Consider the following 26,980-nt stretch of genomic DNA (forward strand, 5'->3'; position numbering starts at 1 on the left):
TCGCTGTCGACCTCGACCTCGACCGGTCTGTCGTCGGCTAACAGCTCCATCACTTCGCTGTCGACTTCGACCTCGACCGGCATCAACTCGCTGTCGACCGGCCTGAGCTCGACCGACAGCACGATCCTGTCGCTGTCGACCTCGACCTCGACCGGCATCAACTCGCTGTCCACCGGCCTGAGCTCGACGAACAGCTCGGTGTCGTCGCTGTCGACTTCCACCTCGACCGCGATCAACGCCGCGAAGACGCACTACTACAGCGTCAACGACAACGGCACGCAGCAAAGCAACTACGCCAACGACGGCGCAACGGGCGCCAACGCCCTCGCGGCAGGCGTCAACGCAAGTGCGGCAGGCGCAAGCAGCGTCGCGGTCGGCGACGGCTCGAACGCGCAGTCGGCAGGCGCGGTCGCGATCGGCCAGAACGCATCGGCAACGGGCGGCAAGGCCGTGTCGATCGGCTCCGGCAACACCGCGAGCGGCGACGGCGCGGTAGCGATCGGCGATCCGAGCGTCGCGACGGGTACCGGCGCGGTAGCGATGGGCGCGAACGACACGGCGACCGGCAACGGCGCAGTGGCGCTCGGCAACGCAAACACGGCAAACGGCGCCAGCGCGCTCGCCCTCGGCAGCTCGAACCAAGCCACCGCGGACAACACGATCGCGCTGGGCAGCCAGTCCACGGCCAGCGCCACCGGCGCACAAGCCTACGGCTCGGCAGCCAAAGCCACGGCCGCCGACGCGCTCGCCTTCGGCACGAACGCGCAAGCCAACGTCGCCAACTCGATCGCGCTCGGTGCGAACTCGGTCACGAGTGCCGCGAACCCGACGTCGAGCGCCACGATCGGCGGTGTCACGTACCTCTTCGCGGGCAGCTCGCCGGCAGGCGTGGTGAGCGTCGGCGCGCCGGGCCAGGAACGCCAGATCACGAACGTCGCCGCCGGCCGGATCTCGGCCAGCAGCACGGACGCGATCAACGGCAGCCAGCTCAACGCGACGAACAACGCGGTCACCGCGCTGTCGACGTCCACCGCGTCGAACGTCGCGTCGCTGTCGACCGGCATCAACTCGCTGTCCACGGGTCTCAGCTCGACGAACAGCAACCTCACGTCGCTGTCCACGTCGACCTCGACCGCGATCAGCTCGCTGTCGACGGGCCTCAGCGCGACGAACAGCAACGTGTCGTCGCTGTCCACGTCGACCTCGACCGGCATCGGTTCGCTGTCCACCGGACTGAGCTCGACGAACAGCACGGTCGCCTCGCTGTCGACCGGCGTGACGAACATCAACAACACGCTGAACCAGTTGTCGACGACGCTCAACAACAACACGACGCGCGCGATCAATACCAACGGCGTCGCCGCCGACATGAACGGCACCGGCAGCGATCACCCGACCGTCACCGCCGGCTCGAACTCGGTGGCGATCGGCGCGAATTCGACGGATGGCGGCCGCCAGAACGTCGTCTCGGTCGGCAGCGACACGCAGCAGCGCCAGATCGTGAACGTCGCGCCGGGTACGCAAGGCACCGACGCAGTGAACGTGAACCAGCTGACGCAGGTGCAGACGACGCTGTCGACGGCACTGTCGGGCCAGCAGGCGCAGATCAACTCGCTGGGTTCGCAACTGCAGCAGACCGACCAGATGGCGAAGCAGGGTATCGCGGCCGTCGGCGCGATGGCGTCGATCCCGCAGCTCGATCGCGACGCCAACTTCGGCATGGGTATCGGCACGTCGACCTTCCTCGGCCAGAAGGCGATGGCGGTCAACATGCAGGCCCGCATCACGGAGAACCTGAAGGCGTCGATCAACGGCGGCTTCAGCGGCGGTCAGAAGGTGATCGGCGCCGGCATGCTGTACCAGTGGAAGTAACGCGTCGCGCCGCCAGGTCGCCCGGCTCGCCAGCCGGCCGGCCCGCGGCGGCCCCGACGGCAGGACGAGCCGGCCGCGCAGCCCGCGGCCGGCTTCTGTCAACCCAAGCTTTGAGGACGTAACCGTGAACAAACTCGCTTTTGCGCTCGCGCTTTCCGCAATGGCCCTCGCCGCGTGCTCGACCGCATCCGGCCCGACCTTCAGCGCCTCCGAACTGCAACCGCGCGACGGCATGCGCACGTTCCAGGTGGACTGCCACGGCCTGCTGTCCGGCCCGCAGACCTGCATGAAGGCCGCCCGCAAGATCTGCGGCGACCAGCCGGTGCGTGCCGTCGACTCGGCCCGCGCGCTGCGCGACAAATCCGATCCTGCGACGCTGGTCTTCCAGTGCGGCGCCGCGCCGGCCGAAGCGGCTGCGGCCTCGGCCGCCGAACCGGCGCCTGCCACCGTCGAACACGTGAACCTGTCGGGCGACGCGCTGTTCGCGACCGACCACGCGACGCTCGCACCGACCGCACGCGAATCGCTCGACCGGCTGCTGAGCGAGCGCGCGGACCGCACGTACTCGCAGGTGACGATCACCGGCTTTACGGATACGGTGGGCAGCGACGACTACAACCTTGCGCTGTCGAAGCGCCGTGCCGAATCCGTCGCCGCCTATCTGAAGGCGCACGGGCTGAAGGCCGACACGCTGACGGTCACGGGCCGCGGCAAGGCCGATCCGGTCGCGTCCAACGCGACGCCCGAAGGCCGTGCCAGCAACCGCCGCGTCGAAATCACGCTGCAGCACTGAGCGGGCGACCGCCGCGCCCGGCGGCCGATCCGGCAGGCCGCCAGCGCCGCGCCGGACATCCGCCGATCGACGCGGGTGCCGCTGCGTCGGCGCCCCGTTTCCGCTGGCCGCCGGCTATGTCAAAGTTCGTCACGTCCCTCCACAAACCGGCGATTTCCGTGCCACAATCGCCGCAGACAGTCGCAGGGGCAGCCTGCCCGAATCGCACGCCGTGCCAGGCGTGCCCGACGACACGCCGGAATCCGGCTGCCGCCCTCGCGAACCACGTCGCCCGATTCGCGTGCCGCGGCGCACCGGCGCGAATGCAACCATGACAATCCACGGCGCGCCGCTTCCGGGCCAGACGCTCGACGCCATGCCCGGACGCACGACGCCGCAGAGGAAACCAACCGGTGACGGACATCAATGAAGCCGCCTCGGGCGGCACCCGCAAGCAACGGCCGGCGGTCGGCATCTCGCTGTTTGCGAGGGACGGCCAGGCGATCTGGGAAAACGGCATTCACCAGAACATCGCGTTCCTCGCGACGATGCTCAAGCGCTCGGATCGCGTCGGCCCCGTCTATTTCCTGAACGGCGGCGACGCCAACGCACTGCCGGCCGGCCTCGAACTCGACGGCCTCGACATCCCGCTCGTGAATCCCGCCGACGTCACGCACGAACTCGACGTCGTGATCGAAATGGGCGCGCAGTTGCCGGTCGAATGGATCAGGCACATGAAGGCGCTCGGCAAGAAAATCGCCGCGTTCTTCTGCGGGCATGTGTATGCCGGCCTGTGCGAAACCCCGATCTTCGAAAAACCGTCGGGGCATATCTTCAACGGCGCGCCGTTCGACGAAGTGTGGCTGCTGCCGCAATACGACAAGACCGCGGCGCCGATGCTGCAGACCATCCTGCGCGCGCCGGTGCACCTGATGCCGCACATCTGGTCGCCGTACTTCCTCGATCGCCGCATCGCCGCGCTGGCGAGCGAAGGCGCGACGTTCGGCTATCGGCCCGGCAGCCGCCCGTGGCGCCTGGCGATGCTCGAGCCGAACATCTCGGTCGTCAAGTCCTGCCACTACCCGATGCTCGCGTGCGACGAGTTCTATCGCGCGCGGCCGGACGCGGTGCAACACATGTTCGTCGTCAATGCGATGCACATGAAGGAGCATCCGACCTTCGTGCACTTCGCGAACAGCCTCGATCTCGTGCGCCAGCACAAGGCGACCTTCGAACCGCGCATCGACCTGCCGGGCTTCATGGCGCGCCATGCAGACGCGGTCGTGTCGCACCACTGGGAAAACGGGCAGAACTACCTGTACTACGACGTGCTGCACGGCGGTTATCCGCTGATCCACAACTCGACGCTGCTCGGCGACGCCGGCTATTACTACCCGGACTTCGACTCGGCCGCGGGCGGCCGCGCGCTGCTCGAAGCGTGGCTGCATCACGACGAACGCCTCGACGACTACCGTGCGAAGGCCGACCGGCTGCTGCAGTCGGTCTCGATCGACAACCCCGCGAACCTCGACGCGTTCGTCTCGCGTCTGGTCGCCTGAACCGGAGCATACGCATGTCGGACTCCAATGCCCGTCAAGCGCCCGGCGAGGGCAAGCGTCTCGTCGTCGGCGTGTCGCTGTTCGTCCGCGGCGCCGGCCAGTCGCTGTGGGAAAACGGCATCTTCCAGAACTGCCTGCTGCTGATCCTGCTGCTGCGCCAGTCGCCGCTCGTCGCGGAAGCCGTGATGGTAAACGGCGGCGAACAGGTCGCCGATCCGCAGATGATGCTCGGCGAATGGGACGTGCCGCTGCTGTCGATGGACGAAGCGCTGCAACGCTGCGACGTGCTGATCGAAATGAGCGCGCAGTTCGGCGCGGACTACCTGCGCGCGTTCCGCGAGCGCGGCGGCAAGGTCGTCACGATGCGGGTCGGCAACGACTACGTGATCGACATCGAACGCGCGATGTTCAACAAGCCGTCGGGCTTCCTGTTCTCGGGCGCGCCGTACGACGCGGTGTGGACGATTCCCGAATTCGAGCGCTCGTGCCTGCACTATTACCAGACGGGGCTGCGTGCACCGGTCACGATCGTCCCGCACATCTGGCACCCGATGCTGTTCGACAAGGCGCGCGCGACGCTCGGCGCCGGTTTGTCGTACGGCTATCGGCCCGGCAAGCCGCGCTGGCGCGTGACGATGTTCGAGCCGAACATCTGCATGGTGAAGACGAGCATCATCCCAATGCTGGTCACGGAAGAGGCATACCGCGCCGATCCGAAATTCCTTGAATTCGTGCGCGTGTGCAACACGATCCACATCAAGGAGCACGCAACCTTCGTCCACTTCGCGAAGAGCCTCGACATCGTGAATCATGGCATCACGACGTTCGAAAGCCGCTATGCGGTGTACGAGTTCATGGCCGCGTACGGCGATGCGGTGGTGTCGCACACGTGGGAAAACGCGCAGAACTACCTGTATTACGAGCTGCTGTACGGCGACTATCCGCTGATCCACAACTCGCCGTTCCTCGGCAAGGCCGGGTATTTCTATCCGGACTTCGACTGCCAGGCCGGCGGTCGCGCGCTGCTGCAGGCGTTCGCCGAACACGACGCGAACCTGGAAGCGTACCGCGAGCAGTCGAAGCACGTGCTCAGCTCGGTCAGCATCTACAACCCCGCGAACGTCGCCGCCTATACGGACGCGATCGCCACCCTCTATCGCGACGCGTGACGCGCCGCCCTTTCCGGACCCCGACATGAACGCACGCACGCCCCTCACCCGGGCCAAATGGATGATCGGCTGCGCCGTCGCTTCGATCGCGATCGGCGCGCACGCGCAATCCGCCGGCGAATCGGCCGACACGCTGCTTCGAGATTCGGATGCAGTGTTCAAGCAGCTCGACGCCGGCCAGTACGGCGCGGTGTGGAGCGACGCCGCCGCGTTCGTGAAGGCGCGCATCAAGCAGGACCAGTTCGCGGCCGACATGCAGCATGCGCGCCAGTCCGTCGGTACGGTCAGCCATCGCGGCTGGGCGCAGATCACGCGCATCCGTTACACGAACGCATCGGCGATGCCCGACGGGCTCTACGCGAACGTCGACTATGCAACCACGCTGACGAACGGCGCGACCGTGTTCGAGAAGCTGAGCTTTCGCCTCGACGACGACGGCCGCTGGCGTCTGACGGGCTACGTGCCGCGCCAGTCGCAAGGCGCCGTGCAGTAAGCCGCGCACCGCCCGCCTCACGGAGCCGCCATGAAACTCAATGTCGCGATAACGATGAACGTGCAGCGCGACGCGACGCAGTCGATCTGGTACAACGGCGCGAACCAGCATTGCGTGTACCTGTACATGCTGCTGAAGCAGTCGCCACTGATCGGCGAGGTGTGGCTCGCGCACGACGACGGCGTCACCGACTATCCGCAGGCGCTGATGATGGATGCGTTCGGCGACGCGCTGCGGCCGCTGTCGTCAGTCGTCCACCAGACCGACCTGTTGATCGAGATGAACGCGTTCGTCGACCCGTCGCACACGGACGTCGTGCGCCGTCGCGGCGGCAAGTGCGTGTCGTACCGCTTCGGCAACGACTACGTGATCGCGGTCGAGACGATCAACTTCGAGAAGAACGACTGGCGGCCGAACCCGCACCGCGTGCAGTTCGACGAGATCTGGACCAACCCGCAGCACATGCATACTTGCGCGGCCTATTTCCAGGCCGTGTATCGCGCGCCGGTGATCGAGCTGCCGCATATCTGGTCTCCGTATTTCATCGAGCGCAGCCTCGACGCCGACCCCGAACTGAAGGCCCGCTTCGGCTACCGGAATCACGGCCCGGCAAAGCGCATCGCGTTCTTCGAGCCGAACCTGAACGTCGTGAAGAGTTCGATCGTGCCGATGCTCGCCGCGAACGCGTGCTACGTCGAGCATCCGGAGCTCGTCGAGCACGTGTACATGACCAACACGTTCGACAAGAAGGAGAACGTCGCCTTCAAGCATCTCGCGCTCGGGCTCGAGATGGTGCGCGACGGCAAGGCGACGGCCGACGTGCGCGCGCCGTTCGTCGCGTGGGCCGCGCATCACACCGACATCGTCGTGTCGCACCACTGGGAAAACGGCCTCAACTACCTGCTGTACGACGCGCTGTACGGCAACTACCCGCTCGTGCACAACTCGCCGTTCCTGCGCGACGTCGGCTACTACTACCCGGACTTCGAGATCTTCGACGCGGCGCGCGCGATCGCGACCGCCGCGCAAACGCACGACGCGCGGCTCGACGACTATGCGGCGGCCGCTCGCCGCTGCCTGCACCAGGTCGACACGCTCGCCGAACACAACGTCCGCGCGTATTCCGCGCAGATCCAGCAGCTGTTCGCCGGCCGCGCGCTCGGCTGACCGCATTCGCACACGCCCCTGCCCATATGACGCGATCGACCGCGCGATGGCGCTCGTGCTCGGCGGCGTCGGAATGGATCGATCGATTTGTTGAGCGTCCGGGCGGCAGGCTGATCGCGCCCGGACGAAGTCGAAGCCGGCCGCATGCCGGCCCGTACGCACTCCGGATGCGCTACACCAGCATCCGGTCGCCGCTTTGCGCGGCGAATGCGCGGCCATGCCGCCGCCCCGTGCGCGCGAGCATGGCGAAGCAACGAGCCGCCGGCCGGCTTGCGCCGCCGGATTGCTTCACGAGGCTGTCGGACACGCCGCGCGCGATCGCCGAATCGTCGCCGCACGCGCCCGCGATGACGCCGGCGTAATAGTGCCACGCCGCCAGCTCGCGGCCGTTGGCGTCGAGCGGCGTCATCCGCTGAATGCGGCGCGCGACGGCCTTCAGGCCGTCGAGATACGGTGCAACGTCGATCGGCACATCGGTCGATTCGGCACCCAGTTGCCACAGCATGTCGGCCAGCTCGGCGAGCGCGACCAGGTCGCACGCATCGGTCGCCTGCGTGCCCGTTCCGCCTCCGGTCTTCGTCTCCGCCATGCCCACGCCCCTTTTGCGATTCATCCCGGCCACGCGCCGGCCCCAACCGACTCCGGCGCGCATCACGCATGCCGCCCGCCTGTTCCCGCGCCGTCACGCGGCGGCCGGCGGCCGCCATGTAAAACGGATGCCCTGCGCCCATGCGACGCCGGCATCCACGATGATCTGCCGGTCGATCTCGTTCTCCACGCCTTCGACGACGACGTGCCGCGCGCCTTCATGGGCAAACGCGATCAGCCTGCGGAACTGGTAGCGCCCGATCGCGTTGCGCTTGATCATCGACAGGACCGACCGGTCGAGCTTCACGATGTCGGGATTGCCGACCACCAGATTGTTCAAGGCGCTGAAGCCGACGCCGAAATCGTCGATCGCGATCCGGCATCCGGCCTGCCGGAAGCGGTTCACGAACGACCGGCCCGCGACGGGATTCAGCGGCCCCGTCTCCGTGATCTCGACCACCAGACGCGCCGCGACCGACGGTTCGCGCTCGAGCCGCCTGAAAATCGCGAGCCACGCATCGTCGACGACCGCACTCGCCGCCGCGACGTTGCACCCGTAGACGGCGCCCGGATCGGCGCGCAGCCCGTCGATCGTCCGGCTCACCACGAGCCGGTCGAACCAGCGCATCAGCCCGAGCGCCTCGAGGCGCGGCAGGAACGCGACCGGCGGCAGCACGTCGCGCTCGCCCCAGCGCAACCGCGCCAGGCATTCCTGGTACAGCACGCCGCCCGACAGGTCGGATCGGCACACCGGCTCGTGCGCGAACCCGAGCCGGCTCTCCACGAAACTGCGTACCGACGCGAGGTCGGGATGATCGTCGGGGGCACCGAACACGAGATCGATTTCGTCACGATTCGCTTCCCGATTCGCCTCCAGGCGAGCTTCGACCGCATTCATCCGGCGCTCCGGCAAATGGCGAGCCGCCGAAGACGGCTCGACCTCAACAAACATGCGGAGCGAACCGACCATGACGCGCTCCGCCGCCTACCCGGCCCATCCTGTTATGTCGATCTTTTCCGGGAGCGTACTTATCGCTTCGGCGCGCCGTCAAATTCGATATTTTCGACGATATTCAACTACTGGGAATACACCATGCACGCACGACACCGACAGTGCGACAGGTTACACAACGCGAATTACGGAAACCCAATCCGGAAACCGTTTGTCTTTTTCGTCTAAACAACTTCATCCGAATCGGTTTTCCGCGATATGCCAGCATCCAAAATCGGGAATTTCTCAATTGATCAGATAAATGCCGGTGCATGAAGCGCCGCCCGCACTCGATGCCAAGCCCACCGCCGTGGCCGGTTGCCCGGGCCATTATCCGCAGAAAACCTGCCGCCGCGCGATCATTCGATCGCCGCAGCATGCAATTTCCCGTTTTCAAACGAAATTATTTAACCTCAAAATATAATAAAACCACCTCGAATCAATAATATCAACTTTAATTATATGATGATCATCGATCGAACCTAATTTAACAATCTTTCCGACTTGTTAATCTATAAACTTGTTTTCGACGGACTTCCCTCGGAGCCGTCAAATTCGTGCCTTCAAAAACCGTCGACCCGAACGGGTTCGACGGTTTCTTTTTTAACGGCATCAATTCGTCAGACATTAGGGTGGGACAACCCCGATGGCGGCCGCCGGCGCAGCGGGCAAGCGCCTCGAAAAAACGGGCGTTATGCGGCCGTCGCCCCGATCAGGTTCGCGAGCAGCACGTCGTATTCGGCGACGAGCGCGGGATTCGCCGACGTGTAGCGGCCGAGGATGTCGCGCTGGCGCCGCGTGTACGCTTCCCAGTCGTCGTCATGCGTATGCAGCGCGCGCAGCAGCGCATCGGCGCCCTGCTGTACGTCGTTGTCCGGATAGTAGTAGCCGAGATCGGGCGCGAGGCTCGCATTGTGCACGAGCGGATAGCCCTGCCAGCACACGTCGAAATAGAAATAGTTGAGCGGGTTCGACCATTGATGCGACACGACGATATCGGTCAGGTCGGCCAGGAACAGCGGCGTATCGAAGCGCCCGACGAAGCTTGCCTTGCCCGCGCGCACGATGTCCAGGTAGTTCATCAGCATCACGAACTCGGGGCTGTCGTGCGCGAGGCGATCGGCGTTCGTCACGTGCGTGAAGCAGATCGCATCGGGGTCGCGGCGATACGCCTCGTCGATGATCAGCATCGGATACACGCAGAACTTCACGACGTTGTGGTTCGGCTCCATTACCGTCAGTCGCTTGCCTGGCTCGCTGCGCGGCCGGTATTCGCCGTGCTCCGGCAGCGATTGCGCGCGTGCGCTCAGGAACATCGGATCCCACACGAACGGCACGACGCGCCCCGGGCAGCGGCGCAGCGACTGCAGGAACGGCAGCGACGACGGCGCGATCTGCGGAATCGCCCACACCTCGTCGTAGCCGCGATTGATGAAGAGCGAATCCCACAGCCGGCGGCCGAACAGCATCGACTCCATCGCGTTGATGTACTCGACGCCGCAGCAATAGCTGACGAGCTTCGCACCGCGCGCTTTCAGGTAGGCCGTCTGCTCGCCGTCGATCTGCCCGCCGAGCTCGATCACCACGTCGAGCGAATCCTTCATGTCGGCGAACGCGCGGGTATCGTACACGGCGCGATCCCACGGCAGCGCGTCGGTAAGCGGCACGTCGGTCGTGTTGACCAGCGTCACGCGGTAGCCGTGCGGCGACGCCATCAGCAGCTTCGCGAGAAACAGCGCGTTCTGCTTGATGCCGTTGATCCACAGGCTTTCGTCGGGGGCACGCAATCCGATCGTGATACCGATGCGCAGGCCGTTCAGGACAGGAGACGTCATCGTCGGCGGGATGGGAGGTTGGATGGGAATGGAATGAACGCAGTGTAGCGCGCGAAGCGCCGCCCGCGTCAAGCGGCGGCGGCAATCGGGCATTCTAGCGAATCGCCGGCAGGCACACTGTCATGGACGGTTAGACCGGTTTTGGAAAGTACTGGGAACACGCAAATCCGCGAAACGGTTATGCGATACTCCGGCGACCAGCCGCACCACCGGAGTTGTCGGGGGTACCGGCACTCAAACGGACAAGACACGACCTCGCCGCAACGCTATTGGAAAAGAGGCTGACAGAATGGAACGCGACGCCGCGCAAGCCTTCCGGGCAATCCATGACGAACCGAGGCGGCACGCACGGAAAAGCGTGCCCGGCCGCGATTCGGCGCTGAAAAACACCCCGTGTATCACGCGTCGTCGCCCACGTCCCGAGCGTCGGAGCGCACGATGATCGTCCTCAGCCATTTCAGTCACGACGCGCCCGCCAGCCTCGAGAATCACCGGCAGTACGCGCACACGCACGGGTATCGTCACGAGTTCGTCGACGCGTCCGCGATGCCGCAGGCGCTGCCATTGCGGCCGCTGCATCGCTACGAATCGCTGCTCCATGTGCTGCGCGGCGCGCAGCCCGACGAACTCGTGCTGCTGCTCAGCGAAGACGCGGCGATCATCGAACCCGTCGCGCTGGATCGCCTGATGACCGGGCGCGACATGCTGTTCGTCGACGCGTTCGCACCGCCGCTGCCGCAAGTCGACGTGCAGATCTGGCGCAACACGGCAGCCGTGCGCGCGATCGCAATGGGGCTCGTGCAGCGGTGCAAGCTCGGCAGCGAGCCGCGGCTGACGTCGGAGGCCGCGCTGTTCGCGGATCTCGACACGCATCGCTACATGACGCAGATCGACGGGCTGTATCCGGTCATGCCGGCCAGCCCCAACCTCGATCCGATGTGGAGCCGCGAACCGACGTTCGCGATCAGCATCGACGACACGCCGCACGATCCCGAACGGAAAGGCGCGACGCCCCGTTTCCGCGATACGCTCGTCGCATACGTCAATCGATGCCGTGCCGCCGGCCGGCCGATGTTCTCGTTCGATCACGACGCAGCAGATGCACCTGACGAATCTGCCGAGCGCAGCACCTACAATCCCGGCCACCCGATTGCGTTGATGACGCTCTACACACCGAACATCGGCAGCTATGCGCGCATCGCCGAACGGAATTTCCGGCGCTACTGCGACGCGCACGGCTACACGCTCTACGTGCATCGCGACATCCCCGCCGAGATCGGACTGAACGCGACCGGTAACTGGTTCAAGCCCTGGCTGCTGCATGCGTACCTGCAGCACCATGAATGGGTCGTGTGGCTCGACGCCGACGTGCTGATCGCGGACCAGCAGAAGGCGCTGGAGCCGCTGCTCGAAGGGCGCGACTGGCTGCTCGCGCAGGATATCGGCCAGTGGGCGTTCAACTCGGGCGTGATGGCGTTCCGCCGCACCGAACGCAACGACGCGATGCTGCGCGACATGATGGCTACGATAGCCGCGCTGCAGGACAGGTCGAGCGTCTACGCCAGCGATGGCGACCAGCTGCATTTCATTCGCGCGATGGAGCGTGACGGGCAGTTGCACGGCGAAGGCGTGGCCGACTTCGTCAGCTTCAACACGCCCTGGTTGTTTCGCCGCGCGGACAGCCATATCGTGCATTACTACGGGATGTGGTCCGCGATGCGCGCGCTGATGATGGCGCATGACGACGGGCTGCTGCCCTGACGCCACCACCTCGACATCGACATCGCAAGTGCATGCGCCGGCCGGCTCCAACCAGCCGACGGCGCGCGCCGGTTGCCGTCAGATCGCCGAAATCGTCGGCGCCACAGCAGCCGGATCGGTGATGCTGGCCTTGCCGGTCTCGACGTGCCCCGCGATGCGGCGCATCCAGCCCGCATTTCCCGCAACCGCGAACTGCAGGTCGTACCAGTGGCTGCTGCACGACAGATCCCAGTGCGCCTCGACGCGCTGCCCCGCTGGAATCGTCAGCGTGCGCGCCGCCCCGCCGTACGCGACATCGGTCGCCGTGACCGTCAGCGCGCTGCTGCCCGCATTCGCGAACGTCACGTAGACGTCGCCGTTCGCGGCGTCGTAGCACGCGGTGATTTCAGGCTTCGCGGCGGCGTCCGCGGCTGCGGACCCCGCAAAGCGCCGGAAATAGCCGTTCGGCCCCCAGACGCTCACCAGGTAGCTGCCGTTCGCGTCGAGCGCCCACGTATCGGTCAACTGCTTGCCCGCTTCGACCGTGTAGCGGCGCGGCATCGCGGTGGCGTCGCCCGTATAGACCCAGAAGTGCGCGCCTTGCGTGCCGGTATTCGCGAACGTCAGCGCGTAGCCTTGCGCGCCGAGCTGGCCGGTGACGTGCAGTTCGTACGGCAGCGCGCGCGCCGGCCGCGTGCCGGGCTCCTGCGCGGTCACGACCTGCTGCGCGGTGCTGGCCGGCGCGGTCTGCGACGACGCACGCGAACATTGCAGATCCGCCTGCGCGACATACGCCTGCGTGCTCGGCAAGGTCGGCAGCGTCGCATCCGGTTTCGAGAAATCGAGCGCCGACGTCAGGTCGCCGCAGATCGCGCGGCGCCACGGCGAGATGTTCGTTTCCATCACGCCGAAGCGCTTCTCGATGAATTGCAGCACCGACGTGTGATCGAAGACCTGCGAGCAGACGAAGCCGCCCTTCGACCACGGCGACACGACGAACATCGGCACGCGCGGACCGAGGCCGTACGGCAGGTTGTCGGCGGTATACGTGCCGGTCTGCGTCGAGGTCACGACGTTGTGCCGCTCGAGCGACACGTCCACGGTGCTCATGCCGGATCCCGGCAGCGTCGGCGCCTGCGGCGGCACGACATGGTCGAAGAAGCCGTCGTTCTCGTCGTACATGACGAGCAGGACGGTCTTGCTCCACACGTCCGGATTGGACGTCAGCGCGTCGAGGATCGTCGACAGGTAGTAGGCGCCGTACAGCGGCGTGAACTTCGGATGTTCCGAATACGCGGCGGGCGGCAGCAGCCACGATACCTGCGGCAGCGCATTCGCCTGCACGTCGGCTTTCAGTTGCGTGATCGGGCGCGTGCTCATCCCGCGCGTCTGCAGCGACGAACCGGCCGGCGCATTCACGAAGTTGTCGAAGCACGCCAGCATGTTCGTGCCGTAGTTGCCGGTGAAGTTGTCGAACCCGGTGCCCTGCTGGTAGACCTGCCACGAGATGCCGGCCTGTTCGAGCCGCTCCGGGTAGGTCGCCCAGCTGAAGGGCGGCAACTTGATCTTGTCGAACTGGTTGTCGATGTAGTCGGTGTTGTCGAGCAGCGGGCCACCGCCCGTGCCCAGCGGATCGACCATGCCCGTCATCAGGTACATGCGGTTCGGGTGCGTGTTGCCCGGGATCGAGCAGAAGTAGTTGTCGCACACCGTGAACGCATCCGCGAGCGCGTAGTGGAACGGGATGTCGTCGCGGACGTGGTAACCCATCGTCATGTTGGACTTCTGCACCGCCCATTGGTCCGCGCGGCCGTTGTCGATCGCGCCGTGCGTCGTCGCCCACGTATGCGGCAGGCCGCCGATGCACTGCGCGTTCACGCCCGGGTTGGTCGTGTCGTAGCGGAACGGCGCGATCACGCTCGCCTTGTCCTCCTGCCGCGGCTGGAACCAGACCGGCTTGCCGTTCGGCAGCGTGACCGGGAAGCGGTCGTTGTAGCCGCGCACGCCGCTCAGGTGCCCGAGATAGTGGTCGAACGAGCGGTTTTCCTGCATGAACACGACGATGTGCTGGACATCCTGGATCGTGCCCGTCACGGTATTCGGCTCGATCGCGAGCGCCTTGCGGATCGATTCGGGAAGCAGTGCGGTGGCGGCGGTCGCGCCGGCGAGGCCGGCGGAGAACTTCAGAAAATCGCGTCGCGAATGAGTGGCCATGCTGGTTGCTCTCGATTGGATTTCTGGTTGGAACGACCGGTATCAGGAAGCGGGCGACGATGCGGGCGCGGTGAAACCCGGCGGGCAGCGCATCTGCGCGGTGGCGACGGCGCCGCCGCCGCAGGCGGCCTTCTGCTGTGCGACGGGCGCAGGGTCTGCATTCAGGTCGTCGCCGCAGGCGCTGAGGAGTGCTATCAGCGCGACCAGGCCGGCGGCCGCGAAAGGCCGTAGGGCCGACGTTCGCATAACGTATCTCCGTGGACGTGATGAAGTGACACGGACGCGAGCCCGCGCCGGTCATATCGACGGCGAGATGCTATGTTCGACTTGTTACACGACGGTGTCGAGTGGAGATGGACGTGCGGCGGGAGGGTGTGGCGCAACGGGCCACGCGTTCGACGGAAGTATGGATTTCGCCGGCAAAACGTAATTCGATCGAAAGATTCGTGCGGCGCCGGCGTGTCGACGCAATCGAAGCAGTACCTGTCGCAACCACCTGCGTGCGGTGATTCGCGAAGCGGTTTTCACGGGCCGGCAGCCGCCGGCCCGCGCACGGCGAAAGCGTCGATCAGCCTTCCGCCATCATCAGCAACTGCGCGCCATCCGCGACCTGGTCGCCGACGCCGTACAGCACTTCCGCGACAATGCCCGCACCCGGCGCGCCGATCGTGTGCTCCATCTTCATCGCTTCCATCACGATCAGCGGCGTGCCGGCTTCGACCTTCTGGCCCGGTTCGACCAGCACCGCGATCACCTTGCCGGGCATCGGCGCGGTCAAACGCCCGCCGCCCTGTTCGGTATCGCCCGCATGCGCGAGCAGGTTGCGCCATTCGAACGTCTCGGCCGCGCCCTGCGTGAACACATGGAACGTGTCGCCGTCCGCATACACGCGGCCGCTGCCGCGCACGCCGCCGAGCGTCACATCGAAATCGAGCGGCGTTGCGCCGCGCGTCCACGCGAACGGCTGTGGGGCCGCGTCGCCGGCCGCGATGCGCGCAACGGCGCCGTCGTCTTCGTACGCGACGGTCACGTCAGCGTCGCGATCGACCGCATGCCATTCGAGCGTGCGACGATAACCGCCGTTCAGTCGCCAGTCCGGCAGCGCGCCCCATGGCGATGCACCCGGTGCGGCCGCGCCGCGTTCGCGCGCGAGCAGCGCCGCGCAAGCGAGCGCGAGCGTCGCGCGCGGCGGCTGTTGCGGTGCGAACAGCGCGTCGTGGTTGCGCTCGATCAGGCCCGTATCGAGATCGGCCGTCGCGAACGGCTCGCACGCGACGATCCGCTGCAGGAACGCGGCGTTCGTGTGCAGGCCGACCACCTCGCACGCGCGCAGCGCGCGCAGCATCAGGCCCAGCGCTGCCGTGCGGTCCGCGCCATGGACGATCAGCTTCGCGATCATCGGATCGTAGAACGGTGTGATCGCATCGCCTTCGCGCACGCCGCTGTCGATACGCACCGCTGCGCCGATGTCGAACTCGACGCCCTCCGGCAGCCGCAGGTGCTTCAGCGTACCCGTGGACGGCAGGAAGCCGCGCGCGGGGTTCTCCGCGTAAAGGCGCGCCTCGAGTGCGTGACCCTGCACGCGCAGTTCATCCTGCACCAACGGCAGCGGCTCGCCGGACGCGACGCGCAGTTGCCATTCGACGAGATCGAGCCCGGTGACCATCTCGGTGACCGGATGCTCGACCTGCAGGCGCGTGTTCATTTCCATGAAGTAGAACGCGTCGCCCGTCATGATGAATTCGACGGTGCCCGCGCCGACATAACCGACCGCGCGCGCGGCCGCGACGGCCGCCTCGCCCATCGCGCGGCGCACGTCGTCGTGCAGGCCCGGTGCCGGCGCTTCCTCGAGCACCTTCTGGTGACGGCGCTGCACCGAGCAGTCGCGGTCGAACAGGTAGACGGTATTGCCGTGCGTGTCGCCGAACACCTGCACCTCGACGTGGCGCGGGCGCGTCAGGTATTTCTCGATCAGCACGCGGTCGTTGCCGAAGCTGCTCGCGGCCTCGCGCTGGCACGACGCTAGCGCCGCCGGGAAATCGTCGGAGCGCTCGACCACGCGCATCCCCTTGCCGCCGCCGCCCGCGCTGGCCTTCAGCAGCACCGGATAGCCGATCTCGTCGGCTTCGCGATGCAGGTTGCCCGCGTCCTGGTCGTCGCCGTGATAGCCGGGCACGAGCGGCACGGCGGCCGCGTGCATCAGCGCCTTCGCGGCGGCCTTCGACCCCATCGCCGCGATCGCGTCGACCGGCGGCCCGATGAACGCGATGCCGGCCGCTTCGCACGCATGCGCGAAATCTTCGTTCTCCGACAGGAAGCCGTAGCCGGGGTGGATCGCCTGCGCGCCGGTCGCGCGCGCGGCTTCGATGATGCGCTCGATGCGCAGATAGCTGTCCGCGGCCGCCGAGCCGCCGATATGCACGGCTTCGTCGCATGCGGCAACGTGCTTCGCGTTCGCATCGGCGTCGGAATAGACGGCGACGCTCGCGATCCCGAGACGTTTGCACGTCGCGGCGACGCGGCACGCGATTTCGCCGCGGTTGGCGATCAGAATCTTGTCGAACATGGCTTCGGTTTCGTCCGGAAAGGGTGGATCACGACGACGTCATTCACGCCACGACGGCGTGCGTTTCTCGAGGAAGGCCGCGATCCCTTCGCGCGCTTCCGCACCCGCGCGGGTCCGCGCGATCCAGTCGGCGGTCTGCTCGATCAGCGTCGCGTCGAGTGCGCGGCCGGCCACATCGGCGACGAGCCGCTTGCACGCGCGCACCGCGTCGGGGCCGTTCGCGACGAGCGTCGCGGCCAGCTTCGCGATCGTTTCGTCGAGCGCGTCGGCCGGCACCGCGTCGTGAATGAAGCCGAGCGATGCGGCGCGCGCGCTGTCGAATACCTCGGCCGTCGTGAAGTAGCGGCGCGCCGCACGCTCGCCCATCGCGCGCACGACGTACGGTGCGATCGTCGCGGGAATCAGTCCGAGCCGCGCTTCCGACAGGCAGAACTTCACGCCGTCGGCGGCGATCGCGATATCGGCCGCCGCGACGAGGCCCACGCCGCCCGCATACGCGTCGCCATGCACGCGTGCGATCACCGGCTTGCCGCAGCGATGGATCGCCTCGAGCATCCGCGCGAGCTTGCGCGCATCGGCACGGTTCTCGTCGTCCGAGTACCCGGCCATCTTCTTCATCCAGTTCAGGTCCGCGCCCGCGCAGAACGCGGTGCCTTCCGCCGCGAGCACGATCGCGCGCACGCCTTCGTGCGCGTCGAGCCATTCGAACGCGGTGGTCAGCTCGGCGATCGTCGTCTCGTTGAACGCGTTGCGCACGTCGGGACGCGCGAGCGTGACGGTCGCGACGCGGTTTGCTTCGTTAACCTTGATGGTTTCGTATCGCATCGTCCGCTCTCCTCGTTACATCCGGAACACGCCGAAGCGCGTATCGTCGATCGGCGCGTTCATCGAGGCGGCAAGACCGAGCCCGAGCACGTCGCGCGTCTGCGCGGGATCGATCACGCCGTCGTCCCACAGCCGCGCGCTCGCGTAGTACGGATGGCCCTGGCGCTCGTACTGGTCGCGGATCGGCTGCTTGAACGCTTCCTCTTCGTCGGTCGACCACTCGCCGCCCTTCGCCTCGATGCCGTCGCGGCGAACGGTCGCGAGCACCGACGCGGCCTGCTCGCCGCCCATCACCGAGATGCGCGCGTTCGGCCACATCCACAGGAAACGCGGCCCGAATGCGCGGCCGCACATCCCGTAATTGCCGGCACCGAACGAGCCGCCGATGATCACCGTGAACTTCGGCACCTTCGCGTTCGACACGGCCGTGACCATCTTCGCGCCATGCCGCGCGATGCCTTCGTTCTCGTACTTGCGCCCGACCATGAAGCCCGTGATGTTCTGCAGGAACACGAGCGGGATCTTGCGCTGGCAGCACAGCTCGATGAAATGCGCGCCCTTCACTGCCGATTCGGAAAACAGGATGCCGTTGTTCGCGACGATCCCGACCGGATGGCCCCAGATGTGCGCGAAGCCCGTGACGAGCGTCGTGCCGAAGCGCGCCTTGAATTCGTCGAACTCGGAATCGTCGACGATGCGCGCGATCACCTCGCGCACGTCGAACGGCTTGCGCGTATCGACGGGGATCACGCCGTACAGGCTCTTCGCGTCGTAACGCGGCGGCTTCGGCTCGCGCAGCGCCACTGGCGGCGCGATCTTCGGTGCGAGATGATCGACGATGTTGCGCGCGATCGACAGCGCATGCGCGTCGTTCTGCGCGAGGTGGTCGGCCACGCCCGACAGGCGCGTGTGCACGTCGCCGCCGCCGAGATCCTCGGCACTCACTTCCTCGCCGGTCGCGGCCTTCACGAGCGGCGGCCCGCCGAGGAAAATCGTGCCTTGGTCCTTCACGATGATCGACTCGTCGCTCATCGCGGGTACATACGCGCCGCCCGCCGTGCACGAGCCCATCACGACGGCGATCTGCGCGATGCCCGCGGCCGACATCGTCGCCTGGTTGAAGAAGATGCGGCCGAAGTGGTCGCGATCGGGAAACACGTCGTCCTGGTTGGGCAGGTTCGCGCCGCCCGAATCGACGAGGTACACGCACGGCAGCCGGTTTTCCGCGGCGATTTCCTGCGCGCGCACGTGCTTCTTCACGGTCATCGGGTAGTAGGTGCCGCCCTTGACCGTCGCGTCGTTGCACACGATCACGCACTCGCGGCCCGCGATCCGGCCGATCCCGGTGATGACGCCCGCGCCCGGCGCGTCGTCGTTGTACATGCCGTTCGCCGCGAGCTGCGACAGCTCGAGGAACGGTGCACCCGGATCGAGCAGTTGCGCGATGCGGTCGCGCGGCAGCAGCTTGCCGCGCGACAGGTGCTTGTCGCACGCGGCCTGGCCGCCGCCCTGCGCGAGCTGTTCGATCTTCGCTCGCAGGTCGGCGACGACCGCCTCGAGCGCCGCGGTGTTCGCGCGGAAGTCTTCCGAACGCGGGTTCAGTCTGGATTCGATGATCGGCATCGACGGGGCTCCGTTCGCGTGACGTGGGGCGTTACATCGTTTCCGCGAACAGCTCGCGGCCGATCAGCATCCGGCGGATCTCGCTCGTGCCGGCGCCGATTTCATACAGCTTCGCATCGCGCCACAGCCGGCCGACCGGGTATTCGTTGATGTAGCCGTTGCCGCCGAGGATCTGAATCGCCTCGCCGGCCATCCACGTCGCCTTCTCGGCCGTATAGAGGATCACGCCCGCGCAGTCCTTGCGCACCTGGCGAATGTGGTCGCTGCCCGCCGAGTCGAGATGACGGCCGACCGCGTACAGATACGCGCGGCACGCCTGGAACGTGGTGTACATGTCGGCGACCTTGCCCTGGATCAGCTGGAATTCGCCGATCGCCTGGCCGAACTGCTTGCGGTCGTGGATATACGGCACGACCGCGTCGAGACATGCGGCCATGATGCCCGTCGGGCCGCCCGACAGCACCGCGCGCTCGTAGTCGAGGCCGCTCATCAGCACCTTCACGCCGCCGTTGAGCTGGCCGAGGATATTCTCTTCCGGCACCTCGACGTCCTGGAATACCAGCTCGCCCGTGTGCGAGCCGCGCATGCCGAGCTTGTCGAGCTTCTGCGCGACCGAGAAGCCCTTCATCCCCTTCTCGACGATGAACGCAGTGATGCCGCGCGCATTCGCTTCGACGTCCGTCTTCGCGTAGACGACGAGCGTGTCGCAATCGGGGCCGTTGGTGATCCACATCTTCGTGCCGTTCAGCACGTAGCGGTCGCCGCGCTTGTCGGCGCGCAGCTTCATGCTGACGACGTCGGAGCCGGCATTCGGTTCGCTCATCGCGAGCGCGCCGATGTGTTCGCCCGACACGAGCTTCGGCAGGTATTTCTGCTTTTGCGCTTCGGTGCCGTTGCGGTGAATCTGGTTCACGCACAGGTTCGAATGCGCGCCGTACGACAGGCCGATCGACGCCGATGCGCGCGAAATCTCTTCCATCGCGACCATGTGCGCGGTGTAGCCCATGTTCGCGCCGCCGTACTCCTCGGCGACCGTCATGCCGAGCACGCCGAGATCGCCGAACTTCTTCCACAGATCCATCGGAAACTGGTCGGTGCGGTCGACCTCCGCCGCGCGCGGCGTGATTTCCTTCGCCGCGAACGTCGCGACGGCATCGCGCAGCATCTCGATGTCTTCACCGAGCATGAATTGCACGCCGGGCAGGTTGATCATGTCTCCTCCGTCTCCAGAAAGTGTGTCGCACGCACCGATTTCTGAGTTTCGCTCAAATCGAATGAATGCGTCGATTCATTGACCAATACAGCGTAAATTTTGCACAGTTTCGCGCCTCGCCCGGTTCGGCGTCAATAGTTTTTTGAGTGACACTCAGATATCATGCCGACATGACAGCCGCTACCGCCGACACCATGACCACCACCGTCAAAGCCGACCGCGCCGACACGCCGCGCGCGCCCGCCGGGCGCAAATCCCAGCAGCGCGTGCAGGACATCCTGCGCGCCGGTCGTGAAGTGTTTGCCGAAAAAGGCTACGAGCATGCGACGGCCGCCGAGATCGCGCAGCGCGTGGGGGTATCCGAGGCGACGGTGTTCAGCTACTTCCGCGGCAAGCGTGAACTGTGCGCGCGCGTCATCGCGGATTGGTACGACGAAATCATCGCCGCGTTCGAGCACGGGATGCCGCAGGATGCGTCGGTGCAGCAGCAGTTCGCGTTCATCGTGCGCACCCACCTGCGGCTGATGCTCGTGAACGGCACGGGGCTGTGCGCGCTGGTGCTGTCGGAAGGCCGCGCGAAGCAGCATGCGCTGAGCGACGAGCTCACCGCGCTGCAGCGCCGCTATACGGCGCCGCTGATGGACGTGCTCGCGCGCGGCCAGGCGGCCGGGCAGGTTCGCGCGGACCTGCCGCTGAGCCTGCTGCGCTCGATGGTGTTCGGGCCGATCGAGCACGTGCTGTGGGATGCGATCCTCGGGCACCGCAAGCTCGATACGGAAACGATGGCCACGCAGCTGGTCGACATGCTGTGGGCCGCCGTGCAGCCGCCCGCGCCGGAACAGGCGGCGCTCGTGCGCTTCAGGAACGAGGTCGCGGAGGCGGTGCGGCGGCTGGAAGGGGAAGCGTCACGCCCGTAATGCAGGCAGGCGGCGCGAAGCTGCTGCCGCCTTGCCGCATCTGCTCTTCCATCGCGCGGAAATCAGCCGCTACGACTCCTCGCCAACCCGCAGCGGCGCGCGGCTCTGCTCGTTGTTCAAATGGACGAACTTGCGCAACAGGCGCATCAGTTCCTGCGAATCGTCCTCGCCCATGCCGTCGAACAGGCCGGCACGCAGCTCCTGCACCGACGGAATCAGGTGCGTGAGCAGTTCGACGCCCGCCGGCGTCAGCAGCAAGCGCCGCTGACGCCGCGGCAGCACTTCGCGGACGATCAATCCCTTCGCTTCGAGCCGGACCGCGAGATCCGCGGTCGTCGACGTGTCGAGCGCCACCCGCTGCGCGAGCGTCACCTGATCGAGCCCCGGACACTCGTACAGCATCCGCAGGACCGCGTACTGCACCGGTGTCACGTCCCGGCCCAGCTTCTCGTAGAACATCGCAACCGCGATCTGATGTGCACGCCGGATCAGGTGCCCGGGTTCGTCGTACAGATCGAGCGGGAAAACCGGTGCGTCGGCGGGATTCGTTTTTTCCATGAATGAGTCGATGACGTAGGCGGCGCACGCTGTTGCGTGCGCTCACGGCATGGCGCTGCCTCGCGCCATTTCCCGGGAAAACCAGTATACCGCTCGCCTTGCCCCGGCCAATCTCGATGAGTACACTGAATCTCATTCAGCACACTGAATGAAGAATTGCCGCGTACCAGCGGCACCGCCCCGAAGGAGACGATGAACGTGTTTCTCAAGAACGCTTGGTATGTGGCGTGCACGCCCGATGAAATCGACGGCAAGCCGCTGGGCCGCAGGATTTGCAACGAATCGATGGTGTTTTACCGCGCGGCGAACGGCCAGGTCGCCGCGCTCGAGGACTTCTGCCCGCACCGCGGCGCGCCGCTGTCGCTGGGATTCGTGCGCGACGGCGTGCTCGTGTGCGGCTATCACGGGCTGGAAATGGGTTGCAACGGCAAGGCAACCGGCATGCCGGGCCAGCGCGTCGGCGGATTCCCGTCGATCCGCAGCTTCCCGGTAGTCGAGCGGTACGGATTCGTCTGGGTCTGGCCGGGCGATGCGTCCGAAGCCGATCCCGGCAAGCTGCCCGAGCTGTCGTGGGCCGAAGATCCGGCCTGGGCGCACGGCGGCGGCCTGTATCACATCCGTTGCGACTACCGGCTGATGATCGACAACCTGATGGACCTCACGCACGAGACCTACGTGCATGCGACGAGCATCGGCCAGAAGGAAATCGACGAAGCGCCGCCAAAGACGACCAGCCATGGCGACGAAGTCGTCACGAGCCGCTTCATGGAGAACGTGATGCCGCCGCCGTTCTGGCGGATGGCGCTGCGCGGCAACGGCCTCGCCGACGACGTGCCGGTCGACCGCTGGCAGATCTGCCGCTTCACGCCGCCGAGCCACGTGATGATCGAAGTGGGCGTCGCGCATGCGGGCCACGGCGGCTACGACGCGCCGGCCGACCTGAAGGCGTCGTCGATCGTGGTCGACTTCATCACGCCCGAGACGGACACCTCGATCTGGTACTTCTGGGGGATGGCGCGCAACTTCCGGCCCGACGATCACGCGCTGACCGCCGAGATCCGCGAAGGCCAGGGCAAGATCTTCGCCGAGGATCTCGAGATGCTCGAGCGCCAGCAGCTCAACCTCGAGAAGTGGCCGGACCGCAAGCTGCTCAAGCTCAACATCGACGCCGGCGGCGTGCTGTCGCGCAAGGTGATCGAACGGCTGCTCGCCGCTGAAAGCGCGTCGAACCCGCAGCGGCCCGCGATTCCGCTCGCGCACATCAAGGACGCGTCATGAGCGCCGCGACGCTGACGGTCCGGGTGGCCCGCAAGTGGCAGGAAGCGCGCGACATCTGCGGCTTCGAATTCGTCAGCGACGACGGTTCGCCACTGCCGCGCTTCGACGCCGGCGCTCATATCGACGTGCATTTGCCGGGCGGGCTCGTGCGCCAGTACTCGCTGTGCAATCACCCGGAGCACGGCGATCGCTATCAGATCGCCGTGCTGCGCGATGCCGGGGGCCGCGGCGGGTCGCGCGCCATTCACGACGAAGTCCGGCAAGGCGATACCGTGCGGATCGGCATGCCGCGCAATCAATTCCCGCTCGCCCCCGACGCACCGCACCACCTGTTGCTCGCGGGCGGGATCGGCGTCACGCCGATTCTCTGCATGGCGGAACGGCTGTTCTCGTCCGGCATGCCATTCGACATGCACTACTGCGCGCGCTCGACCGATCGCATGGCCTTCGTCGAGCGGATCAACGCAGCCGGGTTCAATGACCGCGCCCGCTTCCATGTCGACGACGGCGCCCCCGCGCAACGCTTCGACCTGGCCTCCGTGCTCGCCGCCGCGCCTGACGGCACGCACCTGTACGTATGCGGCCCGCGCGGCTTCATGGATGCGGTGCTGAACGCTGCGCGCGAGCGCAACTGGGCCGACGAGCGGCTGCACTACGAGTTCTTCGGCGGCGCGGTTGCGACGTCCGGCGCGGATCGCGCGTTCCAGGTCCGGATCGCGAGCAGCGGCAAGGTGATCGACGTGCCGGCCGAATGCACGGTCATCGCGGCGCTGGCGGCCAACGGCGTCGACGTGCTGACGTCGTGCGAGCAAGGCGTATGCGGGACCTGCGTGACGCGCGTGCTGCAAGGCGAGCCCGATCACCGCGATTCGTATCTGACGGAAGCGGAACAAGCGGCCGGCGACCAGTTCATGCCGTGCTGTTCGCGATCCCGAACCGACCTGCTGGTACTCGATCTGTAGACGGACCGCCCGACACGCGGCGGCCAACAACAATACCGGAGACGATCAATGGAGCAAGATGCCCGACCACCGATCAATACTGCCAAGTTCCCTATCGACCGATGGTGGGTCGCCGCGCTGTCATCCGAACTGACGGACAAACCCGTCGCCCGCACCCTGCTCGGCCGCCCGGTCGTCCTGTTCCGGTTGCCGTCCGGGGAAGTCGGCGCGCTGGAGGATCGCTGCTGCCACAAGTCGCTGCCGCTGTCGTGCGGCTCGCTCGAAGCGCGCGGCCTGCGCTGCGGCTACCACGGGCTGCTGTTCGACCGCGGCGGCACATGCGTGGAGATTCCCGGCCAGGACCGGATTCCGGCGAAAGCGTGCGTAACGTCGTATCCGGTGCAGGAACAGGACGCCATCGTGTGGATCTGGATCGGTGCCGACGCGCACGCCCAGCCGACCTGCGCGCCGCCGCGCTACGCGTTCCACACGGATCCGCAGTACCGGTTCGGCGGCGGCAACTACCATTACGACGCACCGTATCAGCTGATTCACGACAACCTGATGGACCTGAGCCACCTCGGCTATGTCCATCTGAAAACGATCGGCGGCAACGCGCCGCTGCACATGGGCGCGGAAACCCGCGTCAGCACCGACGGCGACACGGTGACGCTGGTCCGCCGGATGCCGGATTCCGCCCCGCCACCGACCTACACCGCCGCCTGGCCGTTCGCGGGCCGCGTCGATCGCTGGCAGGAAATCGAATTCCACGTGTCGCACATCCGGATCTGGACCGGCGCGATGGACGCCGGCACCGGCGACCTGCTCGATCCGGCGCGCGGCGGCTTTCACATGCGCGGCTTCCACGGCATCACGCCCGAGACGGACACCACGACGCACTACTTCTGGACCGTCGCGACCAATCCGCAACACGATGTCGAACGCGTCGCGCAAACGGTCATCGAGCAATCCGCGGCGACGTTCGATGAGGACAAGACCGTGATCGAAGCGCAATACCGGAATCAGATGCGGTTTCCGGGCCGCCACCAGATCGACATTCACGTCGACGCGGGGCCCAATCGCGCACGGCGCGTGATCGAGCGGCTGCTGCTGCAACCCGAACCCGCGTAACCATCGCGCCGGCGCGCGAGCGACGCCTGCCGGTCGCGGCGGGCGTTCCCTGGTTGCCCGTCAACCCACGCCTTCGCTTTCGTCCCATTCGCTACTGCCGGCTTCGATTTCATCCTATTCAATTAGTCATACTATTTTTTTATGAAGGATCTCTGACGTGAGCGCAAATATCCGCAATACGCTCGACGAATCGCCGATGAGCGCGTTCCAGACGACGGCTGTCGCAGCCTGCGTCGTGCTGAACATGCTCGACGGGTTCGACGTGCTGGCCATCGCGTTTGCCGCGCCGCACCTGGCGGCCGAATGGAAACTGAGCGGCAAGGAAATCGGCCTGCTGCTGAGTGCCGGTCTGGCCGGCATGGGCATCGGCTCGGTGCTGATCGCGCCGCTGGCCGACCGGGTCGGCCGCCGCCGCATCATCCTGCTCTGCCTCGCCGTGATCTCGACCGGGATGCTCGCCTGCGCGGCCACGCACAGCACGCTGCAACTCGCGGTCGCGCGTGCCTATACGGGGCTCGGCATCGGCGGCATGCTGGCGAGCCTGACCGTCATCAGCGGCGAGTATGCATCGAACAAATGGCGCAGCGCCGCGATCGGCATGCAGTCGACCGGCTACGCGATCGGCGCCACCGCCGGCGGAGTCATCGCCGGCTATCTGCTGTCGGTGTGGGGATGGCGCAGCGTGTTCGCGTTCGGCGGCATCCTGACCTTGATGGCGATCCCGATGGTGCTCGCGCTGCTGCCGGAATCGCTCGACTTCCTGCTGGCGAGGCGTCCGGACAACGCGCTGCAGAAAATCAACCGCATCCTCGCGAGAATGAAGCACGCGCCGATCGACACGCTGCCGGCTGCGACTGCGTCCATCGACACGGCGAACCCCGCGTCGAGCTGGACGGCCGTGCTGCGCGCACCGCTCACGCGCCGCACGATCGCGCTGTGGATCGCGTTCTTTCTCGTGATGGGCAGCTTCTACTTCGTCGTGAGCTGGACGCCGAAGCTGCTGGTCCAGACCGGACTGTCGGCGTCGCAGGGCGTGACCGGCGGCGTGCTGCTCAATCTCGGCGGCATTGCGGGCGCCTCGCTCTTCAGCCTGCTGTCGACGCGGTTCGGCCTGCGCAACCTGCTGGGCGCGACGCTGCTGCTGGGCGGCGCACTGATGGTCGTGTTCGGTGCGAACACGGGCTCCCTCGGCATCGGGATGACCGTCGCGGTGCTCCTCGGTGCCGTGATCAATGCGTGCGTGGCCGGCATGTATGCGCTGTCGCCGACGCCGTATCCCGCCGAAATCCGCACGACCGGCATCGGCCTCGCGGTCGGCATCGGCCGCCTCGGCGCGATCCTGTCGCCGATGACGGTCGGTGCGCTGCTGGACGACGGCTGGACCGTGCCTCATCTCTATCTCGCGTTCCTCGTGCCGATGGTCGGCGCAGCGATCGCCGTCGCCGTGGCGGGCGCGCGTGCCGCGGCACCGCACCGGCAACGCGATCCGGCGATGTCGTAACGCGCGACGCCCGCAGTCTTGCCGACA

22 protein-coding genes are annotated in these 26,980 nt (G+C 66.5%); 12 read left to right on the forward strand and 10 right to left on the reverse strand.

Annotation, left to right across the window (positions count from 1 at the left end):
- From BT264_RS30875 to BT264_RS30900, 6 genes are all read left to right on the forward strand, one after another.
- The coding region (locus BT264_RS30875) for a YadA family autotransporter adhesin (RefSeq protein ID WP_177318998.1) at positions 1–1,872 on the forward strand (1,872 nt) is incomplete at its 5' end.
- A gap of 124 nt (positions 1,873–1,996) precedes the next feature.
- Complete coding sequence (locus tag BT264_RS30880) at positions 1,997–2,665, forward strand: OmpA family protein (RefSeq protein WP_072443683.1); 669 nt, start codon at positions 1,997–1,999, stop codon at positions 2,663–2,665.
- A 392-nt stretch (positions 2,666–3,057) separates the two neighbouring features.
- Positions 3,058–4,203, forward strand: coding sequence for a DUF2827 domain-containing protein (locus tag BT264_RS30885; RefSeq protein ID WP_072443685.1), 1,146 nt, complete (start codon positions 3,058–3,060; stop codon positions 4,201–4,203).
- 14 nt (positions 4,204–4,217) lie between these two features.
- On the forward strand, positions 4,218–5,372 hold the full coding sequence (locus BT264_RS30890; protein WP_072443686.1) for a DUF2827 domain-containing protein: 1,155 nt from the start codon (positions 4,218–4,220) through the stop codon (positions 5,370–5,372).
- A 25-nt stretch (positions 5,373–5,397) separates the two neighbouring features.
- Complete coding sequence (locus BT264_RS30895) at positions 5,398–5,865, forward strand: DUF4019 domain-containing protein (RefSeq protein WP_072443687.1); 468 nt, start codon at positions 5,398–5,400, stop codon at positions 5,863–5,865.
- Between the two features lie 30 nt (positions 5,866–5,895).
- Positions 5,896–7,032: a DUF2827 family protein gene (locus tag BT264_RS30900; protein ID WP_072443689.1), complete on the forward strand. Its 1,137-nt coding sequence runs from the start codon at positions 5,896–5,898 to the stop codon at positions 7,030–7,032.
- A gap of 172 nt (positions 7,033–7,204) precedes the next feature.
- Here the strand turns inward: BT264_RS30900 and BT264_RS30905 are convergent, their stop codons facing one another.
- The 3 genes from BT264_RS30905 to BT264_RS30915 all read right to left on the reverse strand — a co-directional run bounded on the left by BT264_RS30905 (position 7,205) and on the right by BT264_RS30915 (position 10,446).
- Positions 7,205–7,621, reverse strand: coding sequence for a hypothetical protein (locus BT264_RS30905; protein WP_072443691.1), 417 nt, complete (start codon positions 7,619–7,621; stop codon positions 7,205–7,207).
- A gap of 93 nt (positions 7,622–7,714) precedes the next feature.
- Entirely contained in the window at positions 7,715–8,518 is an 804-nt protein-coding gene (locus BT264_RS30910) for an EAL domain-containing protein (RefSeq protein ID WP_034180853.1), read from the reverse strand.
- 785 nt (positions 8,519–9,303) lie between these two features.
- Positions 9,304–10,446 (reverse strand): DUF2827 domain-containing protein, encoded by a 1,143-nt coding sequence (locus BT264_RS30915; RefSeq protein ID WP_072443693.1) that lies wholly within the window; start codon positions 10,444–10,446, stop codon positions 9,304–9,306.
- Between the two features lie 438 nt (positions 10,447–10,884).
- Here BT264_RS30915 and BT264_RS30920 point away from each other — a divergent pair, with 438 nt between their 5' ends.
- Complete coding sequence (locus tag BT264_RS30920) at positions 10,885–12,207, forward strand: glycosyltransferase family protein (RefSeq protein WP_072443805.1); 1,323 nt, start codon at positions 10,885–10,887, stop codon at positions 12,205–12,207.
- Between the two features lie 78 nt (positions 12,208–12,285).
- On the opposite strand, the gene BT264_RS30925 is transcribed toward BT264_RS30920, so the two are convergent.
- The 6 genes from BT264_RS30925 to BT264_RS30950 form a co-directional block, all read right to left on the reverse strand.
- Entirely contained in the window at positions 12,286–14,400 is a 2,115-nt protein-coding gene (locus BT264_RS30925; RefSeq protein ID WP_072443695.1) for a phosphocholine-specific phospholipase C, read from the reverse strand.
- A gap of 42 nt (positions 14,401–14,442) precedes the next feature.
- Positions 14,443–14,646, reverse strand: a complete 204-nt coding sequence (locus tag BT264_RS30930; RefSeq protein WP_072443697.1) for a hypothetical protein — start codon at positions 14,644–14,646, stop codon at positions 14,443–14,445.
- Positions 14,647–14,968: 322 nt separating this feature from the next.
- Positions 14,969–16,966 carry an acetyl-CoA carboxylase biotin carboxylase subunit gene (locus BT264_RS30935; protein WP_072443699.1) on the reverse strand — a complete coding sequence of 666 codons (1,998 nt, stop codon included), beginning with the start codon at positions 16,964–16,966 and terminating at the stop codon, positions 14,969–14,971.
- A 39-nt stretch (positions 16,967–17,005) separates the two neighbouring features.
- Positions 17,006–17,791 carry an enoyl-CoA hydratase/isomerase family protein gene (locus tag BT264_RS30940; RefSeq protein WP_072443700.1) on the reverse strand — a complete coding sequence of 262 codons (786 nt, stop codon included), beginning with the start codon at positions 17,789–17,791 and terminating at the stop codon, positions 17,006–17,008.
- Between the two features lie 15 nt (positions 17,792–17,806).
- Positions 17,807–19,414 carry a carboxyl transferase domain-containing protein gene (locus tag BT264_RS30945; RefSeq protein ID WP_072443701.1) on the reverse strand — a complete coding sequence of 536 codons (1,608 nt, stop codon included), beginning with the start codon at positions 19,412–19,414 and terminating at the stop codon, positions 17,807–17,809.
- Positions 19,415–19,445: 31 nt separating this feature from the next.
- A complete protein-coding gene (locus BT264_RS30950; protein WP_034180867.1) occupies positions 19,446–20,627 on the reverse strand; it encodes an isovaleryl-CoA dehydrogenase in 1,182 nt (393 codons plus the stop codon).
- Positions 20,628–20,797: 170 nt separating this feature from the next.
- Here BT264_RS30950 and BT264_RS30955 point away from each other — a divergent pair, with 170 nt between their 5' ends.
- Positions 20,798–21,544 carry a TetR/AcrR family transcriptional regulator gene (locus tag BT264_RS30955; RefSeq protein ID WP_072443702.1) on the forward strand — a complete coding sequence of 249 codons (747 nt, stop codon included), beginning with the start codon at positions 20,798–20,800 and terminating at the stop codon, positions 21,542–21,544.
- A gap of 69 nt (positions 21,545–21,613) precedes the next feature.
- On the opposite strand, the gene BT264_RS30960 is transcribed toward BT264_RS30955, so the two are convergent.
- The gene (locus BT264_RS30960; protein WP_072443703.1) at positions 21,614–22,102 is read right to left on the reverse strand and encodes a MarR family winged helix-turn-helix transcriptional regulator; all 489 of its coding nucleotides are present in this window, start codon (positions 22,100–22,102) and stop codon (positions 21,614–21,616) included.
- 198 nt (positions 22,103–22,300) lie between these two features.
- On the opposite strand from BT264_RS30960, the gene BT264_RS30965 reads away from it, so the two are divergent.
- From BT264_RS30965 to BT264_RS30980, 4 genes are all read left to right on the forward strand, one after another.
- Positions 22,301–23,380, forward strand: a complete 1,080-nt coding sequence (locus tag BT264_RS30965; RefSeq protein ID WP_072443807.1) for an aromatic ring-hydroxylating oxygenase subunit alpha — start codon at positions 22,301–22,303, stop codon at positions 23,378–23,380.
- On the forward strand, positions 23,377–24,342 hold the full coding sequence (locus BT264_RS30970; protein WP_072443704.1) for a PDR/VanB family oxidoreductase: 966 nt from the start codon (positions 23,377–23,379) through the stop codon (positions 24,340–24,342). The genes BT264_RS30965 and BT264_RS30970 overlap by 4 nt, the downstream gene beginning before the upstream one ends.
- Before the next feature lie 48 nt (positions 24,343–24,390).
- A complete protein-coding gene (locus tag BT264_RS30975; protein WP_072443705.1) occupies positions 24,391–25,452 on the forward strand; it encodes an aromatic ring-hydroxylating oxygenase subunit alpha in 1,062 nt (353 codons plus the stop codon).
- 157 nt (positions 25,453–25,609) lie between these two features.
- Positions 25,610–26,953 (forward strand): MFS transporter, encoded by a 1,344-nt coding sequence (locus BT264_RS30980; protein WP_083534270.1) that lies wholly within the window; start codon positions 25,610–25,612, stop codon positions 26,951–26,953.
- Positions 26,954–26,980 lie beyond the last annotated feature (27 nt).

Source organism: Burkholderia sp. NFPP32 (assembly GCF_900119325.1).
GTDB classification, from domain to species: domain Bacteria; phylum Pseudomonadota; class Gammaproteobacteria; order Burkholderiales; family Burkholderiaceae; genus Burkholderia; species Burkholderia pyrrocinia_C.

What these genes read in the sequence shown, in the direction of transcription:
- BT264_RS30915 (WP_072443693.1), bottom strand. Translation starts at nt 10,446, where the DNA reads ATGACGTCTCCTGTCCTGAACGGCCTGCGCATCGGTATCACGATCGGA.
- BT264_RS30960 (WP_072443703.1), bottom strand. Translation starts at nt 22,102, where the DNA reads ATGGAAAAAACGAATCCCGCCGACGCACCGGTTTTCCCGCTCGATCTG.
- BT264_RS30890 (WP_072443686.1), top strand. Translation starts at nt 4,218, where the DNA reads ATGTCGGACTCCAATGCCCGTCAAGCGCCCGGCGAGGGCAAGCGTCTC.
- BT264_RS30935 (WP_072443699.1), bottom strand. Translation starts at nt 16,966, where the DNA reads ATGTTCGACAAGATTCTGATCGCCAACCGCGGCGAAATCGCGTGCCGC.
- BT264_RS30940 (WP_072443700.1), bottom strand. Translation starts at nt 17,791, where the DNA reads ATGCGATACGAAACCATCAAGGTTAACGAAGCAAACCGCGTCGCGACC.
- BT264_RS30955 (WP_072443702.1), top strand. Translation starts at nt 20,798, where the DNA reads ATGACAGCCGCTACCGCCGACACCATGACCACCACCGTCAAAGCCGAC.
- BT264_RS30895 (WP_072443687.1), top strand. Translation starts at nt 5,398, where the DNA reads ATGAACGCACGCACGCCCCTCACCCGGGCCAAATGGATGATCGGCTGC.
- BT264_RS30975 (WP_072443705.1), top strand. Translation starts at nt 24,391, where the DNA reads ATGGAGCAAGATGCCCGACCACCGATCAATACTGCCAAGTTCCCTATC.
- BT264_RS30925 (WP_072443695.1), bottom strand. Translation starts at nt 14,400, where the DNA reads ATGGCCACTCATTCGCGACGCGATTTTCTGAAGTTCTCCGCCGGCCTC.
- BT264_RS30945 (WP_072443701.1), bottom strand. Translation starts at nt 19,414, where the DNA reads ATGCCGATCATCGAATCCAGACTGAACCCGCGTTCGGAAGACTTCCGC.
- BT264_RS30920 (WP_072443805.1), top strand. Translation starts at nt 10,885, where the DNA reads ATGATCGTCCTCAGCCATTTCAGTCACGACGCGCCCGCCAGCCTCGAG.
- BT264_RS30970 (WP_072443704.1), top strand. Translation starts at nt 23,377, where the DNA reads ATGAGCGCCGCGACGCTGACGGTCCGGGTGGCCCGCAAGTGGCAGGAA.
- BT264_RS30950 (WP_034180867.1), bottom strand. Translation starts at nt 20,627, where the DNA reads ATGATCAACCTGCCCGGCGTGCAATTCATGCTCGGTGAAGACATCGAG.
- BT264_RS30900 (WP_072443689.1), top strand. Translation starts at nt 5,896, where the DNA reads ATGAAACTCAATGTCGCGATAACGATGAACGTGCAGCGCGACGCGACG.
- BT264_RS30930 (WP_072443697.1), bottom strand. Translation starts at nt 14,646, where the DNA reads ATGCGAACGTCGGCCCTACGGCCTTTCGCGGCCGCCGGCCTGGTCGCG.
- BT264_RS30905 (WP_072443691.1), bottom strand. Translation starts at nt 7,621, where the DNA reads ATGGCGGAGACGAAGACCGGAGGCGGAACGGGCACGCAGGCGACCGAT.
- BT264_RS30910 (WP_034180853.1), bottom strand. Translation starts at nt 8,518, where the DNA reads ATGAATGCGGTCGAAGCTCGCCTGGAGGCGAATCGGGAAGCGAATCGT.